Raw genomic sequence first — 17,699 nt, 5'->3', positions numbered from 1 at the left:
TTCCGTGGGTCAAAGCTTTCCGCCTCGAAAGTGCCACACCCGTCCTACTCTCAACCTGCGGCAGTGTGCGCGTCACGGCAGGGGGAGTTTATGGGTATCCGCATTTGGCTCGGTCTGGCCCGATCCCTTATCATTTACAACAATCCTGCCCGTACCATTCCCCTGCGTCGCTTCTACCGAAGCCTGCTGTCCCCCGGCGATCTGGTCTTTGATGTCGGCGCCCATGTCGGCACCCGCGCCCGCGCCATGCGCGCCGCCGGGGCGCGTGTTGTAGCGCTTGAACCGCAAGAACCCTTCGCCACCTTCCTGCGCCGCACCTTGCCGCCAGACATCACCCTGATCGAGGCCGCCGCAGGCCCGCAGGAAACCACCGCCACCATGGCCGTTTCCTCGCTGCATCCCACCGTCTCATCGCTGCACCCGGATTTCGCAGCCACAGCCGGGGCCACCCCCGGCTTTGCCCATGTGAAATGGGACCGGCAGCAAAGCGTCCGCGTCACCACGCTCGACCGCCTGATAGAAACCCACGGCCTGCCCGCCTATGTGAAAATCGACGTCGAAGGGTTCGAACTTGACGTCCTTTCTGGTGTCAGCCGCCCTCTGCCGCTCGTCTCTGTCGAATACCTGCCCGATCTGCCCGATCAGACAGTCCGCGTGATCGAACGGCTGCAAACCCTTGGCCCCTACCGCTTCAATCCCGTGCGCGGGGAAAGCGGGCGGTTCCTCTGGCAAGACTGGCGCAAGGCAACCGATACCATCGCATGGCTGCGCGCCCTGCCGCCCGGCGCAAAATCAGGTGATCTCTACGCCCGGCTTCAATCCGCGAAATAGCGCCCCATCACCCGGTCCAGATCGACCCGCGCGCGCAGCCGCGCCACCAGCAGATACAGCCCCCCGAACTTGCGATGCAGGAACAGCACCTCGGGCGGCGGCACATGCCACAGGTCGCGGTCCATCCCCAACGCCATCCCCCGGTCGCGCAACTCCATCACAAAGTCACGCCGCGCGAAATCGTAAATTCCCCCCGCCCGCAGCGGCCCGAATGCCAGATCGGCCAATTCCACCACCGCCCGCCGATGCCCCTCGGCCAAGGCTTCGGGCAGATACCCCATCGCCGTCATCGCCCGCAGCATCGCCTCCGGCTCCCCCGCAATCCCGGCCCGCACCACCGCCCGGAACCGCGCCGCCAACCCATCGGGAAAGCTCCGCGCCGCGCCGAAATCCAGCAGCACCACCCGCCCCGTCTCCGGCTGCCAGCGAAAATTCGCGAAATTCGGGTCGGTCTGCATCAGGTTGAAGTCGAACAACTCCTCCAGCACCAACCCGATCAGCCGCGCCGCCACATCATCCCGAACTTCTTGCGGCGCCTGCTCCAGCACCTCGATGGGCAGGCTGTCCACATAATCCATCGCCAACACATCGCCGCCCGACAGATCCTCCTGCGGCACCGGCACCACAAACCCCGTCCGCCCCGCCAGCAATTCCCCGAACCGCCGCATCTGCGCCGCCTCGCGACAGTAATCCGCCTCCTCATGCAACTGCCGCTTCGCCTCGGCCAGCAGCGGCTTCACGTCCAGCCGCCCCGGCACCAGCCCCGACATCCGCATCAGCGCCGCCACATTATCCACGTCGCTGTCGATGCTCGCCCGTATCCCCGGATACTGCACCTTGATCGCCAGATCGCGCCCGTCCTTCGTCTGCGCCCGATGCACCTGCCCGATCGAGGCCGACGCGATGGGTCGCACATCAAACCGCCGGAACCGCGACAGCCACCCCGCACCCCAGGCCCCGTCCAGCACCCGCCGCAACTGCGCGGGCGGCATCGGATCGGCATCCGCCCTCAACCGCGCCAGGATCGCCGCCAACTCCGCTGGCAGCATCTCCCCCGCATCCATCGACAACAGCTGCCCCACCTTCATCGCCGCCCCGCGCATGTGCGCCAGCTGATCCGTCACCCGCCGCGCATTGCCCGGTGTCAGCAGCAGGTCCGGCAACCTTGGCCGCTCCCCCTGCACCAGCCGCATCGCCCCCTCGGCCAACACCCGCCCGCCGATGCCCGTGGCCAGCCCGCCCAGCGCCATCATCCGCCGCAGCCGTCCCGCCGGAACCTCGCGCCCCTCGCGCGGATCATCCATCCCGCAAAAGCCCGGCAAAGCGGTCAAACAACGCCGGCACCGCCGTCACCACCGTTCCCGTCGCCCACGGGTCCTCGCCCGCGTCCAGCCCCTCCAACCGCGCGCCAGCCTCTGCCAGCAGCGCCAGCCCCGCAGCGATGTCCCACCGCTGCAACCGTCGCTCCCAGAACCCGTCCAGCCGCCCCGCCGCCACATAGGCCAGATCCAGCGCCGCCGCCCCCATCCGCCGCACGCCTGCGCAATGCGGCATCAACCGCGCGATATCGGCGGCATGATCCGCGATATGTGCCATCCCGCCGAACGGCACCCCCGTCCCGAACAGCGCCCCCGTCATATTCACCGTCCCGGCCAAGCCCACCGCCCGCCCGTTCAGCATCACCCCGCCCCCCGGCGCGGCGGCAAAGGTCTCGCCCCGCAGCGGGTCATGCACCACGCCCAGCACGGGGCGCCCCCCTACCTCCAGCCCGACCGACACGCACCAATGCCCGATGCCGCGCAGAAAGTTTGTCGTTCCGTCCAGCGGATCAACCACCCAGCGCCGCCCGCCGTCCGCCGCTGCCGTTTCCTCACCCAGCCAGCCATCACCGGGAAACGCCCCCAGCAGCCGCCCGCGCAGATGCGCCTCGGCCGCCACATCCGCCTCGGACACGAAATCCCCCGCCCGTTTTGACGCCACCGTCAGCCGGTCCCGCGCCTGGTAATGGCCCAGCAGAATCTCACCCGCCTCCTGCGCCGCAGTCACCGCCAGCGCCAGCTCCGCCACCAACCCGCTCATGCCGCCACCCCCGCCAGAACCGCCGCCGCCCGCCGCGCCACATCGTCCCAGCCGGGCAGCGCCGCCCCGGCCTGCGCCGCCCCTGCCGCCATCCCCGCGCGCAGCCCCCGGTCCTCCAGCACTCGCCGCAAGGCCCCGGCAAAACCCGCCGCGTCATCCACCCCCACCAGCAGCCCCGCATCCGGCGGCACGGTATCCGGCACCGCTCCCGTCCGGCAGGTCACAATCGGCAACCCCTGCGCCAAGGCCTCGTTGAACACGATGCCATAGCCCTCGTAGCGCGTCGCCAGCGCGAACACCGATGCCGCACCATAAAGCCTGTCCCGCTCGGCCATCTCCACCGCGCCCGCCAGCCGGATACGCCCCGCCATCCCCGCATCGGCAATCCGCCAGCCCAGATCGGCCACATGCGCCGCATCCCACGGATTGCCCACGATGATCGCCTGCCAATCCAGATCTCCTATCGCCGCCAGCGCCGCGATCAGCACATCATGCCCCTTGCGCGGATGCAAAATCCCGACCGACAGGATCAGCGGCGGATCGGCCTTCTCCACCGCCGCTCCGGCCACCCTGTCGATCCCCGGCACCAGAACGGTGATCTTGTCAGCAGCCACCCCATATTCGGCCACCAGCACCGCCTTGGTGTGCGGGCTGGGCACCAACACATGCCGCGCATATCCCAGATTGTCCCGCTCCCGCGCCCGCAAGGCCCCCGCCACCGCCGCATCAAGCCCGGTCTCCAGCGCCAGCGGGTGATGCACCAACGCGATGATCGGCGCGGCCATCCGCGCCACCCCCTCTGTCGGCAGCGCGCCAAAGGCCAGCCCGTCAACGATCACCGGCATCTCCGCAGGCAACATCTGCAACTGCGCCAGCGCCACCCGCATCGCCGCCTCACCCGGGTCGGGAAAGCCGTCGGGCAGTGTCACCAGCCGGATATCATGGCCCAGCCCGCGCAGGCCTTCGACCAAACGCCGGTCATAGAAATACCCCCCCGTCAGGGTGGTCAACGCGCCGGGAACGGCGAAGGCGGCGGTCAGGGGCATACGGTATCCAGAATACTGCGACGCGGCGATGGTACCGCGCCCGCCGCTCAGGTAGCAGCCCACCCGATGACATCAACTCCCCCCGGACCTGCTCAAACGCACAAAGGCGATCCGCCGCACGGATCGCCTTCTCCTCAGCCCACCGAAAACCGCAGGATCGACCCAACCCCTGCACGCTGACCACCTTCCGCCGCATGGCACCCCCGCACCACACCGGCTTCCGGCATCCTCGTACCCCCGCAGGTGATCTGCGCGCCCCCCCCGGCGCCACAGATCTGGTCAGGCCGATCACTGCAGCCGGGCGCTACGTCGCGGCAACCGCCGCGTCGCAGATCTTGCGTCCCGCCGCAGGTTCCATCCGGACCCCCACGATGCTGACATCCGGTCCCGTCCGGGCGATCAGATCACCCAGTCGCGGCACACCGCTGAACACATGTTCCACAATCCCGTCGCCGTTTTTCGACGTCTGGATGATGCAGGCCATCCGGCGCCCCAGCGCCTCATCCCGCCGCCGCCGCGCGCGCTCCAGCAGGCTTTCGGACGTGCGATACTGTTCGATGAAGGTGATGTGTGCGCTGCTCATGCCATGCCCTCCGTCAGGGGCAGAATGCGCCCCGCAGGTCCGACTGGCGCAAACGCCATCCACAACGTCAATCTTGCTGTCATTCACCTTCTCCGACTCGTCTGCACAGATGTGCGGGCACTGTGGTGAATGTGGCAAAATTTTGGCTGTCTTGTGACCGGAGAGAGGTCCAGCGATTTTTTGGCCAAAGGTCTCAGACCTTCGATAGCCGGAACGATAGGGCGATCCGGGGCATCTTAACCACCGTCTGACCCAAGGCATCGCCGCAGAAAAATGCGTTATCTCAGATTGACAAGGTCTGAACATCCCGTCCGCTGCGTGCATACGCCTGTCTGCACAGCCATCTGCACCGCGCGCTGCATCCGCAACCCAGACGTGTTTCCCGGATTGAGAGTGATACGGACTCTCATTCCGGGACTCGTCTCCCGCTCAGAACGCCGTACCCGGGCGCAGGCCCAGCTTCTTCATCACCATCGCCGCCGGGCAAAAGCCGGTAAAGGACGACTGGATCAGGTTCACCCCGATGAACACGGTAAACCACAGAAAATAGGGCGAAACAAAGCTGGTCAGCAGCACGCTCACCAGCACCATCACACCGGCAAAGGCCATCACGGCACGGTCAAGGGTCATGTTGTCTACTCCATCTTGCAGCCCATCCAGCGGGCCGCGATGACTCTCATCTACAGCATGAAGGCTTAATATTCAAGATAGTGAATGTGTAATCGTAATATCCACACCCCCGCAGGTCCGCCGAATTAACCCCAATTTTCTTGATTTTCTGGCCTTTTGTGCTCATATCCCCGTTGCGACGTTAACTCTACTCGACTTCTGTTTCGGATTTTCCGGCCACAGCATCGACCAGGCTGACGGGGCCAGGCCGCCGCACAGTGCGGGCGGCAGACTTGACAGGAGACTTCACGATGGCCAAGGGCACCGTGAAATGGTTCAATGAAACCAAAGGCTACGGCTTCATCGCCCCGGAAGGCGGCAAGAAGGACGTGTTCGTTCACATCACCGCACTGGAACGTGCAGGCCTGCGCGGCCTGAAAGACGGCCAGGCTGTGACCTTCGATATCGAAGCCGGCCGTGACGGTCGCGAATCGGCGACCAACCTCTCGCTGTCCTGATCCACAGCGAAAGATCCGATCCAGCCAAGGGCGCAACGCAAACCGTTGCGCCCTTTCGCTTTTCTCGGGAAGGCAGTGTCGCGCCCTGCGCCGAACGCGACATGCCGGCCAGTCGAAATCGCCTAGCCAAGGCCGTCGCTCTGCCCCAAACTTCCGCCCATGACGCAGCCCGATTACGCCCGGATCATTGACGCACCGACCTGGGACTTCATCCGCAGGTCCGAAGCCGCCTATCCCCCCGATACCGCTAGTCTGACCATCGCCCAGCAACGTGCGATCTACGATGCCATGTGCCGCGCCTTCCATCGCGGCTATCCGACCGGTGTCACGGCCCAGGACCGCCCTTTCGGCGGCGTCCCCTGCCGCCACTACCCCGGCCACGGTGGCACCGTCATCTACTTCCACGGCGGGGGTTTCGTTGTGGGTGGCCTGCACAGCCATGATGACGTCTGTGCCGAAATCCGCGCCGAAACCGGCTTTCATGTCGTCTCTGTCGACTACCGCCTTTGCCCCGAACACCCCCACCCCACCGCCTTCGATGATGCCTGCACCGCCACCCGCGCCATCGCAGCAGAGTTGCCCGCGCCGCTCCTGCTGGCAGGTGACAGCGCCGGTGGAAACCTCGCGGCTGCCACCGCCCATGCGATTGGCCGCAAAGGGAATTTTGGTATTCGCGGTCAGGTTCTGATCTACCCCGGTCTCGGCGGAAACATGGATGCAGGGTCCTACCTTACCCATGCCAATGCCCCGATGCTCAGCCGCGATGACGTGCAGTTCTACGCCGCCATCCGCCACGGCACCGCCCCAGAACCTGCACCCGACCCCAGCTTTGCGCCGTTGTCTGACAACGACTTCAGCCACCTGCCCCCCACCCTCGCCATCGCCGCCGAATGCGATCCGCTGGCCGATGACGCCACCACCTACGCCGCCCGCATCACCGCCGCCGGGGGAACGGCAAGGGCCGTCACCGAGCCCGGCCTCGTCCACGGCTACCTTCGCGCCCGCGCCACAGTGCCCCGCGCCGCCACCAGTTTTGCCCGCATCACCCGCACCCTCACCGCCATGGCCCACGGCACATGGCCCTAACCCGAGGCCCCCGCATGAACGCCCCCATCCCAAACCTGACTCATTGGCAGGAACGCTGCGACATGGCCGCCGCCTTCCGCTGGACCGCCCGCCTGAACATGCATGAGGCGGTGGCGAACCACTTCTCCCTTGCCGTGAACCCCGAAGGCACACGCTTCCTGATCAACCCGAATGGCCGTCATTTCAGCAGGATAACCGCCTCCAGCCTGGTCGAGATTGATGCCAACGATCCCGCCACCATGGCCCGCCCAGATGCCCCCGACCCAACCGCATGGGGTCTGCACGGGTCCATCCATCGCGCCCTGCCCCATGCCCGCTGCGTCATGCATGTCCATTCCATCCACGCCACCGTTCTGGCCAGCCTTGCGGATTCGCGCCTTCCCGCCATCGACCAAAACAGCGCCATGTTCCACAACCGCCTGGTGGTGGATGACCACTACGGCGGCATGGCGTTCGAAGAAGAAGGCGCCCGCTGCGCCACGCTGCTGGCCGATCCCAGGACAACCGTCATGGTCATGGGCAATCACGGTGTCCTTGTGGTGGGGCAAACCGTGGCCGATGCGTTCAACCGCCTTTACTACTTTGAACGCGCCGCCGAGACCTATATCCGCGCCTTGCAAACCGGCCGTCCCCTGCGCGTGCTGCCCGATGACATCGCCGAAAAGACCGCCCAGGAATGGGAGGCATATCCCCGCTTTGCCGAGGTGCACCTGCGCGAATTGCGCGCGATCCTTGATACAGAGGCTGACGATTACGCGGCCTAAGCCGCGCTATCCCACCATGAAAGGTGCGGCTTTCATGGTGGCCGGAACGGTCACCCCCATCCGCGTCAGGATGGACGGCGCCAGCGCCAACTGGTCCAACACCACATCGCGGGGCGGCATGTCGGAACCGCCAAAGTAGTAAAAGGCAAAGTCCTGCTGCAATTCGCCCGTCCCGCCATGATGGCCACGCGCATCCTGCCCGTGGTCCGCCGTGACGATCACCTCATACCCGGCATTCCGCCAGCGATGGATGAACGGGGCCAACTGCTCATCCAGCAGATAGCAGGCATGGTCCATCTGCGCACAGTCGTGGAAATAGCGGTGTCCCATGCTGTCCAGCGTGCAGGAATGATAGATACCGTAGTCGATCCCCTTCACCTCACACAGCCTTGTCAGGGTGGCGAAAAGGTCGTGATCTGACGGGGTCATCTGGTTGTCATGGCCATAGCCCGCCATGGTGTGAAACCGCCCGTGATGGATCGGCCCCGCCTCTTCGTCATATTCGATATCGCGCACGGTATCGAAAGGCGCGCGCTGAAAGAATTCTGACCAGAAGGAATGCGTCACCGCCCCCGTCCGCCGCCCCGCCTTGGCCAGTTCGGAAAACACATCCGGCAGGTCAATCTTGCGCACCGCTTGATTGCCCCAAATCCCATGCACCTGCGGCGGCACCCCCGTATGGATCGACGCGTAACACGAGGCCGAAGTTGAAGGCAGCACCGCCCGCATCCGCCAAACCCGCGCCTCGCCGGATTGGACCCAGCCTTCCAGATTGCCGAACAGACGCCGCCAGTTGCGATAGGGCACGCCATCAATGATGATCAAAAGCAGCTTGCGCGCCATCAGTTGCCTGCGCTTTCCATCCTGCGATGGGCCAGCACCGCTTCCAACCAGCCCAACCGCATCTCGGGAACCGACGACAGCAACAGGTCGGTGTAATCATCAAAGGGCGGCGTAAGCACGTCCGTCTTTGATCCGTACCGCACCACTTGGCCCCGATACATCACGGCGATCTTGTCGGCGATGGCCTTCACCGTGGCCAGATCATGGGTGATGAACAGATAGGCGACATGCGCCTCGGCCTGCAAATTCAGCAACAGCTTCAGAATGCCATCCGCCACCAGAGGGTCCAGCGCCGAAGTCACCTCATCGCAGATGATCAGCTTGGGCTGCGCCGCCAGCGCGCGCGCAATGCAGACGCGCTGCTTCTGCCCACCCGAAAGCTCTGCCGGGTAGCGGTCGATATAGCCTTTCCCCATCTCGATCTGGTCAAGCAAATCCTGCACCCGCTTGCGCTTGGCCTCGCCCGTCATGCCGAAATAGAACTCAAGCGGCCGCCCGATGATCGTGCCCACGGTCTGGCGCGGGTTCATGGCCACATCGGCCATCTGATAGATCATCTGCAACTCGCGCAGATCATCCTTGCTGCGGTCCTTCAGTCCGCCGCTCAGCGTGCGCCCGGCAAAAGTGATCCGCCCCTGGCTGGGTGGCAGCAGGCCCGTGATCGCCCGCGCCAGCGTCGATTTGCCCGATCCGCTTTCGCCCACCACTGCCAGTGTCTGTCCGGCAGGCAGATCGACCGTGACATTCTTCAGCACATCGAAATTCGTCCCCGAATAACGGGCGGTCACATTCTGCACCGAAAGGATCGGCGGCGCCTCGGCCTTTTCCACATGGTCGATGGAGCGGACGGAAACCAGCGCGCGGGTGTAATCCTCATGCGGTTCGGTGATGATCTGCTTTACCGGGCCGTACTCCACCTTCTTGCCTTGCCGCAGGACCAGAATATCGTCGGCCACTTGCGCCACCACGGCCAGATCATGCGTGATATACAGCGCGGCAACCCCGGTATCGTGGATCGCCTCCTTGATTGCAGCCAGCACCTCGATCTGCGTTGTCACGTCAAGCGCGGTGGTGGGTTCGTCAAAGATCACCAGATCGGGTTTCGGGCACAGCGCCATTGCCGTCATTGCCCGCTGCAACTGCCCGCCCGATACCTGATGCGGATAGCGGCTGCCGAAACTCTCCGGGTTCGGCAAGCCCAGCTTTGCAAACAGCATGACGGCGCGCTTTTCCACCTCGGCCCGGCCCATCAGGCCATGGGTCAACGTGGTCTCAATCACCTGTTCCATCAACCGCTTTGCCGGGTTGAACGCCGCCGCCGCCGATTGGGCGACATAGGTCACTTCCCGCCCGCGCAGCGCGCGCAGACCCGCGGGGTTCATGCCCCGGATGTTGCGCCCGTTCAGCAGGATCTCGCCCCCCGTCAGGCGCACGCCGCCCCGGCCATAGGCCATGGCCGACAGACCGATGGTCGACTTGCCCGCCCCGGATTCCCCGATCAGCCCCAGCACCTTGCCCTTGGCCACGCTGACAGACACGTCATCCACCAGCACCACATCACGCGGCGGCTCACCCGGCGGGTAACTCGTCGCCTCGATCCGCAGGTTCCGTATCTCTAGCAATTCAGCCACCGCGCCCCCCTTTCAGGCTTGTGGTGCGCGACAGGATCCAATCCGCCACAAGGTTCACCGAGATCGCCAAAAGTGCGATGGCCAGCGCGGGCATAAGGGCGGCGGATTTGCCGTAGATCAGCCCGTCCTTGTTTTCCTTCACCATCCCACCCCAATCCGCCAGCGGCGGCTGGATGCCAAGGCCAAGGAAAGACAGGGTAGAGATGAACAGCACGGCAAAGATGAACCGCAGCCCGAATTCCGCCACCAGTGGCGACAAGGCGTTGGGCAATATCTCGCGGAAGATGATCCAGCTTTGTCCCTCACCGCGCAGCTTTGCCGCCTCGACATAGTCCATCACCGCGATGTCCATCGCCACGGCGCGCGACAGGCGGAACACCCGCGTCGCGTCCAACAGCCCCATGATCAGGATAAGCACCGTCAGGTTGATGGGCAGCACCGACAGCACCACCAGCGCCACGATCAGCGACGGAATGGCCATCATAAGATCGACCAGACGGCTTAACCCCTGATCGACCCAGCCCCCGCGCACAGCGGCCAGAAAGCCAAGGAAAGACCCCAACCCAAAGGACAACAGGGATGAAGCCAGCGCCACGAAAATGGTGATCTGCCCGCCATGTATCATCCGGCTTAGGATATCACGGCCGATCGTATCGGTGCCCAGCCAGTGCCGTTCCGACGGCCCCTCCCAGACGCCGCCGATCACGGCATCCAGCGGATAAGGCGCGATCCATTGCGCAAAGACCGCGCAAAACAGGAAGGCCCCGGTCAGGATCAGGCCAATCAGGGCGGAAAGCGGCATCTTCATTTCGGGTGCCTCAGTCGCGGGTTGGCGATGATGGAAATGACGTCGGCCAGAATGTTCAGCCCGATATAGACGGCAGCAAAAATCAACCCCACCGCCTGCACCACGGGCAGGTCACGCTTGGCCACATGGTCCACCAGATACTGGCCCAGCGCATTATAGCCGAACACCACCTCGACCACGACAACACCCACCACCAGATAGGCGAGATTCAACACGACCACCGAAATGATCGGCGCAATAGCATTGGGAAAAGCGTGCTGCCAGATCACCCGCATGGGCGAAAGGCCCTTCAATTCAGCCGTTTCGATATAGGCCGATTGCATCACGTTCAGGATAGCCGCCCGCGTCATCCGCATCATATGGGCCAGCACCACCAGAACCAGCACAATCACCGGCAGGGCCACGGCCTGCAACCGGTCCAGAAAAGACATGCCGGGAAACACCATCGCCACCGGCTGAAAGATCGGGATTACCTGCGTCAGCAGAAAGATCACGAAATAGGCCGCCACGAATTCGGGCAGCGAAATCGTCGACAGCGTGATCCCGGAAATCACCTTATCCGGCCACCGCCCATTGTAGCGCGCCGCGATCAACCCCAGCAAAATCGCCAGCGGCACCGAAATCACCGCCGCACAAGACGCAAGGAACAACGTGTTTCCCAGCCGCTGCCCGATGGCCTGCCCGATGTCCTGCCCATTCGTCAGCGCAACGCCGAAATCCCCGGTCAGGATCCCCCCCAACCAGTCGAAATAGCGCACATAGGCAGGCCGGTTCAGGCCAAGCGATTCCCGTAGGTTGGCCAAGGCTTCCGGCGTTGCGGATTGGCCAAGAATGGCCTGCGCCACATCACCCGGCAGCGCCTCGGTGCCAAGGAAGATCAGCAGTGACACTGCAAAAAGCAGCAGCAGGCCCAGCGTTACACGCTGGGCCACGAGTTTAAGGACAGGATGCACCTTGCAATGGCCTGATCAAGCCGTCAGCCAGCACTTGGCCAGCGCCCGCCCGTTCATCAACTCGCCGTTCGGATCGGGCAGCCAGCCGGCCACTTCTGCCCGCTTCGCTTCGACAAAGTCATTGAACATCGGGCAGATCAGGCCGCCATCATCGCGCAGGATGTTCGCCATTTCGGTGTACATCGCCTTGCGCTTGGTCGAGTCCAGTTCCGCCCGCGCGGCGACCAGCAGCTCGTCGAACTTGGCGTTCTTGAACTTGGTGTCGTTCCAGTCTGCGGTCGACAGATAGGCCGTCGAATACATCTGATCCTGCACCGGACGCCCGCCCCAATAGCTCGCGCAGAAGGGTTCGACGTTCCACACGTTGGACCAGTAGCCGTCATCCGGCTCAACCTTCACCTCCAGCGGAATACCCGCCGCAGCCGCCGATTGCTGGAACAGCTGCGCCGCTTCCACCGCGCCGGGGAATGCACCCGGTGCCGTCCGCAGGATGATGGGCGAACCATCATGGCCCGATGCCTTGTAAAGCTCGGCGGCAGCGGCAGCGTCATATTCCCGCTGCGGGATCGAATCGTCGAACAGCGGATAGGCCGCATTGATCGGGAAATCATTGCCCTTGGTGCCATAGCCACCCAGAATCTTGTCCACCATTTCCTGCCGGTTGATGGCCAGCTTCAGCGCGTTGCGCAGGTCCTTGTTGTCGAACGGTGCCTTGTCGCAATGCATGATGAACACATAATGCCCGCGTCCGGCCACATGCTCGATCGAAATGCCGGGAACGCCCTTCAGAAGCTCCACGATCTTGGGATCAACCCGGTTGATCATGTGCACCTGACCTGCCTGCAACGCAGCGGTCCGGGCCGTATTGTCATTGATCACAAGGATCTCGACCTGATCGGCATGCGCCATCGTGCTGTCAAAGTAATTGGCGTGCCGTTCGAACACATGGCGCACGCCCGGCTCGTTCGCGACAACCTTATAGGGGCCGGCACCGATGGCCGCCGTCGGATTGTCGACCCCGCCGCCCGGCTGGATCACCAGGTGATAGTCCGCCATCAGGAACGGCAAGTCGGCATTGCCTGAGGCCAGCGTCAGGGTGACCATGTCACCTTCGGCCTTCATGTCGGAAATGCCCTGCACGATGCCCAGCGCGCCCGACTGCGATTTTTCATCCGTATGGCGGCGCAGCGTGGCCACCACATCGTCGGCGGTCACGGTCTTGCCATCGTGGAATTCCACCCCAGCGCGGATCTTGAACTTCCATTCCGTCGCATCGGCATTGGCCGAAATCTCTTCGGCAATGCGATAGTCGATCTCGCCCTTGGCGTTCACGTCGACCAGCATCTCGCCCCAGGTCATGTTGACCATGAACGGAACTTCTGACGCAGCCAGCGCGGGATCGAGCGAGTTGGTGGATTCCCCGCCCGCCATTCCGGCCCGCAGCACGCCGCCCTTCACGGGTTCCTGCGCCCGCGCGGCCGAAGCCAGCAGCGTGTTGGCCATCGCGGCCGAAATCCCCATGGCCGAGGCACGGCCTAGGAATTCCCGGCGGCCCATCAGGCCACGCGCCGCGCGCTTGAGCATGTAGTCGAACTCATTGTTCATTCTGTCGGTCTCCCTGTTGTCGGCACGGAACTTTTCTTCCCCCCGGCCGTTTTTCTTGATTGTCCAATCAGTAACCCGCGAATCTTGGCGCGGGCAAAGGTTTTTTCCCACTCCAGCGTCACGATTTTCAGACAAACCGCCGTGATACGCGGTCATCCCAGTTTCGTTCAAAGACCAGCACCTCGCCTTCCCAGGCCTGAAGGCGCGCTATCATTCGAAAATCGGTGGCGTTTCCGGTCATCTCAGCCTCGGCCCGCGTGCGCACCGACCAATCTCCGCGCGACAGTCGTTGCTCCCACACATGCACTGCCCGCGCCGTTTGCGGATCATCCGGCCGGATTTCCCAGCGTTCGGTCATCGTCTCGCCGCTGCACAACCCGTGGGTCAGGTTCTCTGCTTCCCCAAGGTCGTCCTCCACCACCAGCGCATGGGTGCCCGTGATCAGGTCTTCCTCCACATAGCGGCGCGTCCTGCCTTCGCGCAGCACCCGGTGCTTCCACGGTGGCGCGTGTTCCGCAGGCGGCGGCGACCATTCCGCCGTGCTGCCCGCATGCACCGGCAGGCGCAGTTGTCCGCCTGAAAGGGTCAACGCCCCCGCCTCGGGTGATGGCCAGACGAAGGGCCAATAGCTGTTGGACAAGGCCAGCCGCAGCCGGTGACCGGGGGCCAGCCGATAGGCCATCTGGTCCAGCCGGAACGTCACCTCCACCTCCTCATCCGGCACCATCGGGCGGGGATGTTCCATGCTGTCACGGTGGCACAGGTTCAGCATCCCATGCGCAATACGCACCGATGCCCCGTCCGGCGCCACATCGCACAGCCGCACCACGACAAAGCCCAAAGGCTTGTCCGACGACAGGCGCAGCGTCACCTCCGCCGCACCCATCAGGTCCAGGTTCTCAGTCAGCACATCACCATCGAAACAGACCGAAAGCGCATCATCCCGGCACTGGTCTCCCGGCATCTCGGCGTTCAGACCCATGGGGAAGAACTCACCCGCCAGCAGCCCCAGAGTCTGCGGCGTGGCGATGATCGTGGCGAACGCTGCCCCCTCACCTTGGCCCAAACACCCATGCGATGCCTCTCCCCCTCGCGCCGGCATCAGGTTCAGCACCTGCGGCGCAATTCGCGGGGATGGCCACTCTGTTTCGGCCACCCAATGCCCCGGCCTGTGGCGGGCGCTGGCATCCGGCGGGGCGCTGTCCATCATCCAGACGCGATAGGCCGGGTCATCCTCGGCCCCGTTTTCAATCCCTTTCAACCACCGGTCCCACCAGCGCAGCGCGATCTGCAAGAACCCCACCTGCGGCCCCGGCACCGCCGTATGCGGATACTGATGCACCCAAGGCCCCACGATCCCTTTGCAAGGCGCGGGGACATTCTCCGCCAGATGCGCCACGGTGTTCATGTAGTTATCCGCCCAGCCGCCCCAGATCAGCACCGGCGTCTGCATCCGGGCATAGTCCTCGCCCACCGACCCATGCTTCCAAAAGGTCCCCCGCTCCTGCAAAGCAGCCCAGCGCGGCGCGAGCCAGGGTTCATTCTCCAACCGCTCCAGCCACATCTCGCGCCAATCCGGGCGCAGGACCGGGTCCGGCGGGCGGCTGGAATAGGACAGCATCACCGCGCCCCAGCCAAAGTTCTCGCCCAGCAGGCAACCGCCTTTGTAATGGATGTCATCGGCAAACCGGTCTGTCGTGGCGCAGACCGACACCACCGCCTTCAGCGCCGGGGGCTGGTTGAACGCCGCCTGCAGGCAATTGAACCCACCCCAGCTTTTCCCCATCATGCCGACCGCGCCATTGCACCACGGCTGGCGTGACAGCCAGTCGATCACGACAAGCGCATCGTCCATTTCCTGTTGCGTATACTCATCGGACATCAGCCCTTCGGAATCGCCATTCCCCCGCATGTCCACGCGCACGCAGGCATAGCCATGCCCCGCCATATAGGCGTGCATCATCTCATCGCGCGGCAGGGTTCCGTCGCGCTTGCGATAGGGGATGTATTCCAGGACGGCCGGCACCGGATGCGCCCCGGCATCGTCCGGCAACCAGACCCGCGCCGACAGGCGGCAGCCATCGGGCATCACGATGCCCATATCCTCATGCTCCACGATCCGGCAGGGGTAGTCCGTCCGAATGGTCATGCGCCGCGCTCCCTCTGACCCCGGCATCAGATGACAGCCCGACAGTGCCGCCGCGCCCGTTCCCGCCCATCGACAGGCAGAACGCGACACAGCGCAGAGATTCCCCGCCACAGCTTGCCCGCAAGGGTGTATATTGGCCCTCGGGCAATCCCATTGCACACCCACCAGCGCCCTCCGAAAGGATCCGCCATGCCGGCCCCCTCAGACCGGATCGAAGTCCGGAACGTCACCTCGCCCAATCACGTGACCCACGTGGACCGCACGACGTATGACGCGATGCGACATGCGCTCATGGCCGTTCTGCCGGATGCACCCCCCGGCATGACCGTAGCCGAGGCGCAGACCGCCCTGCTCGCCCATCTGGACGCGGCGCTCTTCCCCGGCGGGGCCAAGGCCGGATGGTGGATGAAATGCGTCCAGCTTGATCTGGAAGCGCGCGGCGTTCTGGCACGCGGCCCGAAATCCCCCGTCCGCCTGTTCCGCACCGGGAATGTCGGCTGAAGGCAGCGACAGGGCGTTTCGGCCCTATCTGGGCTGATACGGCTGAAATAGTCTGTCGTCGCACCCAATGCCGGAGATCGCGATGACCACCCGCCCCAATATCCTGATCCTCATGGTGGACCAGCTGACGGGGACGCTGTTTCCCGATGGCCCTGCGCCCTTCCTGCACGCCCCGAACCTGAAGCGCCTTGCCGAACGGTCAGTCCGTTTTGCCAACAGCTACACCGCCTCGCCCCTCTGCGCCCCCGCCCGTGCGGCCTTTATGTCGGGCGCCCTGCCCAACCGCACGCGCGTCTATGACAATGCGGCAGAGTTTGCCTCAGACATTCCCACCTACGCCCATCACCTGCGCCGCGCCGGTTATCAGACGGCATTGTCGGGCAAGATGCATTTCGTCGGCCCCGATCAGCTGCACGGGTTCGAGGAACGCCTGACCACCGACATCTATCCCGCCGATTTCGGCTGGACGCCGGATTACCGCAAGCCCGGCGAACGGATCGACTGGTGGTATCACAACCTTGGCTCCGTCACGGGGGCGGGCGTCGCCGAAATCACCAACCAGCTGGAATATGACGATGACGTCGCCTTTCAGGCGGTGCAGAAACTCTATGATCTCTCGCGCGGTCAGGACACCCGGCCGTGGTGCCTGACCGTAAGCTTCACGCACCCGCATGACCCCTTCGTCGCCCGCCGCAAATTCTGGGACCTCTACGAAGGCGCAGCGGAATGCGCGCCCCCCGCGCCGATCGCCTATGCGGATCAGGACCCCCATTCCCAGCGCCTGATGGATGCCTGCGATTGGCGCGCCTTCGATATCTCGGACACCCATATCCGCCGCGCGCGGCAGGGCTATTTCGCCAACATCTCCTATGTCGACAGCAAGATCGGCGAAATCCTCGATACCTTGGAGGCAACACGGCAAGAGGCGATCATCCTGTTCCTGTCAGACCATGGCGAAATGCTCGGCGAGCGGGGCCTATGGTTCAAGATGAACTTCTTCGAAGCGTCCGCCCGCGTGCCGCTGATGATCGCCGCACCCGGCCTTGCCCCGCAACGGATCGATACGCCTGTATCGACCATCGACGTGACGCCCACCCTTGGCGCATTGGCCGGGATCGACATGGATGCAATTCGCCCGTGGACCGATGGCGAAAACCTTGTCCCGCTGGCGATGGGCACAGACCGAACCGCGCCGGTCGCCATGGAATACGCAGCCGAAGGCACCGTGTCGCCCATGGTCTGCCTGCGCGAAGGGGACTGGAAATATGTTCTCTGCCGCGCCGATCCGGACCTGTTGTTCAATCTCGCCGATGATCCCGCCGAACGCCACAACCTTGCCGATGACCCGGCCCATGCCGCCACCCTCGCCGCCTTTCGCGCCAGGGCCGAGGCACGCTGGAACCTCGCCGCCTATGACGCAGCCGTCCGCGAAAGCCAGGCCCGCCGCTGGGTGGTCTATGAGGCGCTGCGCAACGGGGCCTATTTCCCTTGGGATCACCAACCCCTCCGTGCCGCGTCCGAGCGTTACATGCGCAACCACATGGATCTGAACGTGCTGGAAGAAAACAAACGCTTCCCACGCGGGGAATAACACCTTCGACCGGTGTTCCCGGCATGGAAGTGGAATTTGGGTATTTGTGCCAAGATGAAGCCATCCATGTATTTCATCTTGGGAAAAATACCCAAACACACC

Annotated in this window: 17 protein-coding genes; 6 read left to right on the top strand and 11 right to left on the bottom strand. The window is 64.2% G+C overall.

What is annotated here, in order from left to right; translation table 11 throughout:
• Window positions 1–90: 90 nt before the first annotated feature.
• Window positions 91–831: an FkbM family methyltransferase gene (locus tag RSE12_04990; protein ID WRH63697.1), complete on the top strand. Its 741-nt coding sequence runs from the start codon at window positions 91–93 to the stop codon at window positions 829–831.
• On the opposite strand, the gene RSE12_04985 is transcribed toward RSE12_04990, so the two are convergent.
• The 5 genes from RSE12_04985 to RSE12_04965 all read right to left on the bottom strand — a co-directional run bounded on the left by RSE12_04985 (window position 816) and on the right by RSE12_04965 (window position 5,169).
• Entirely contained in the window at window positions 816–2,135 is a 1,320-nt protein-coding gene (locus RSE12_04985; GenBank protein ID WRH63696.1) for an AarF/ABC1/UbiB kinase family protein, read from the bottom strand. The genes RSE12_04990 and RSE12_04985 overlap by 16 nt on opposite strands.
• On the bottom strand, window positions 2,128–2,910 hold the full coding sequence (locus RSE12_04980) for an inositol monophosphatase family protein (GenBank protein ID WRH63695.1): 783 nt from the start codon (window positions 2,908–2,910) through the stop codon (window positions 2,128–2,130). The genes RSE12_04985 and RSE12_04980 overlap by 8 nt, the downstream gene beginning before the upstream one ends.
• Entirely contained in the window at window positions 2,907–3,956 is a 1,050-nt protein-coding gene (locus RSE12_04975; GenBank protein ID WRH63694.1) for a glycosyltransferase family 4 protein, read from the bottom strand. The genes RSE12_04980 and RSE12_04975 overlap by 4 nt, the downstream gene beginning before the upstream one ends.
• Window positions 3,957–4,260: 304 nt before the next feature.
• Window positions 4,261–4,539 carry a hypothetical protein gene (locus RSE12_04970; protein ID WRH63693.1) on the bottom strand — a complete coding sequence of 93 codons (279 nt, stop codon included), beginning with the start codon at window positions 4,537–4,539 and terminating at the stop codon, window positions 4,261–4,263.
• 429 nt (window positions 4,540–4,968) lie between these two features.
• Window positions 4,969–5,169, bottom strand: coding sequence for a DUF2892 domain-containing protein (locus RSE12_04965; GenBank protein ID WRH63692.1), 201 nt, complete (start codon window positions 5,167–5,169; stop codon window positions 4,969–4,971).
• A gap of 290 nt (window positions 5,170–5,459) precedes the next feature.
• Here RSE12_04965 and RSE12_04960 point away from each other — a divergent pair, with 290 nt between their 5' ends.
• The 3 genes from RSE12_04960 (at window position 5,460) to RSE12_04950 (ending at window position 7,516) form a co-directional block, all read left to right on the top strand.
• The gene (locus RSE12_04960) at window positions 5,460–5,666 is read left to right on the top strand and encodes a cold-shock protein (GenBank protein ID WRH63691.1); all 207 of its coding nucleotides are present in this window, start codon (window positions 5,460–5,462) and stop codon (window positions 5,664–5,666) included.
• Between the two features lie 159 nt (window positions 5,667–5,825).
• Window positions 5,826–6,752: an alpha/beta hydrolase gene (locus RSE12_04955; GenBank protein WRH63690.1), complete on the top strand. Its 927-nt coding sequence runs from the start codon at window positions 5,826–5,828 to the stop codon at window positions 6,750–6,752.
• Between the two features lie 14 nt (window positions 6,753–6,766).
• Entirely contained in the window at window positions 6,767–7,516 is a 750-nt protein-coding gene (locus tag RSE12_04950) for a class II aldolase and adducin N-terminal domain-containing protein (protein ID WRH63689.1), read from the top strand.
• Between the two features lie 6 nt (window positions 7,517–7,522).
• On the opposite strand, the gene RSE12_04945 is transcribed toward RSE12_04950, so the two are convergent.
• From RSE12_04945 to RSE12_04920, 6 genes are all read right to left on the bottom strand, one after another.
• On the bottom strand, window positions 7,523–8,359 hold the full coding sequence (locus tag RSE12_04945) for an alkaline phosphatase family protein (protein ID WRH63688.1): 837 nt from the start codon (window positions 8,357–8,359) through the stop codon (window positions 7,523–7,525).
• Window positions 8,359–9,990: an ABC transporter ATP-binding protein gene (locus tag RSE12_04940; GenBank protein ID WRH63687.1), complete on the bottom strand. Its 1,632-nt coding sequence runs from the start codon at window positions 9,988–9,990 to the stop codon at window positions 8,359–8,361. The genes RSE12_04945 and RSE12_04940 overlap by 1 nt, the downstream gene beginning before the upstream one ends.
• Entirely contained in the window at window positions 9,983–10,798 is an 816-nt protein-coding gene (locus RSE12_04935) for an ABC transporter permease (GenBank protein WRH63686.1), read from the bottom strand. Before RSE12_04935 ends, RSE12_04940 begins: the two co-directional genes overlap by 8 nt.
• Complete coding sequence (locus RSE12_04930; protein ID WRH63685.1) at window positions 10,795–11,751, bottom strand: ABC transporter permease; 957 nt, start codon at window positions 11,749–11,751, stop codon at window positions 10,795–10,797. Before RSE12_04930 ends, RSE12_04935 begins: the two co-directional genes overlap by 4 nt.
• A 15-nt stretch (window positions 11,752–11,766) precedes the next feature.
• Window positions 11,767–13,356 carry an ABC transporter substrate-binding protein gene (locus tag RSE12_04925; GenBank protein WRH63684.1) on the bottom strand — a complete coding sequence of 530 codons (1,590 nt, stop codon included), beginning with the start codon at window positions 13,354–13,356 and terminating at the stop codon, window positions 11,767–11,769.
• 127 nt (window positions 13,357–13,483) lie between these two features.
• A complete protein-coding gene (locus tag RSE12_04920) occupies window positions 13,484–15,505 on the bottom strand; it encodes a CocE/NonD family hydrolase (protein WRH63683.1) in 2,022 nt (673 codons plus the stop codon).
• 189 nt (window positions 15,506–15,694) lie between these two features.
• Between RSE12_04920 and RSE12_04915 the strand changes: the two genes are divergently transcribed.
• The gene (locus RSE12_04915; GenBank protein ID WRH63682.1) at window positions 15,695–16,006 is read left to right on the top strand and encodes a hypothetical protein; all 312 of its coding nucleotides are present in this window, start codon (window positions 15,695–15,697) and stop codon (window positions 16,004–16,006) included.
• An 82-nt stretch (window positions 16,007–16,088) separates the two neighbouring features.
• Window positions 16,089–17,597 (top strand): choline-sulfatase, encoded by a 1,509-nt coding sequence (betC, locus tag RSE12_04910; GenBank protein ID WRH63681.1) that lies wholly within the window; start codon window positions 16,089–16,091, stop codon window positions 17,595–17,597.
• The last annotated feature ends 102 nt before the right edge of the window (window positions 17,598–17,699 follow it).

The organism is Fuscovulum sp. (assembly GCA_035192965.1).
Lineage (GTDB): Bacteria > Pseudomonadota > Alphaproteobacteria > Rhodobacterales > Rhodobacteraceae > Paragemmobacter.
This window is presented reverse-complemented; position numbering and strand designations above follow the sequence as displayed.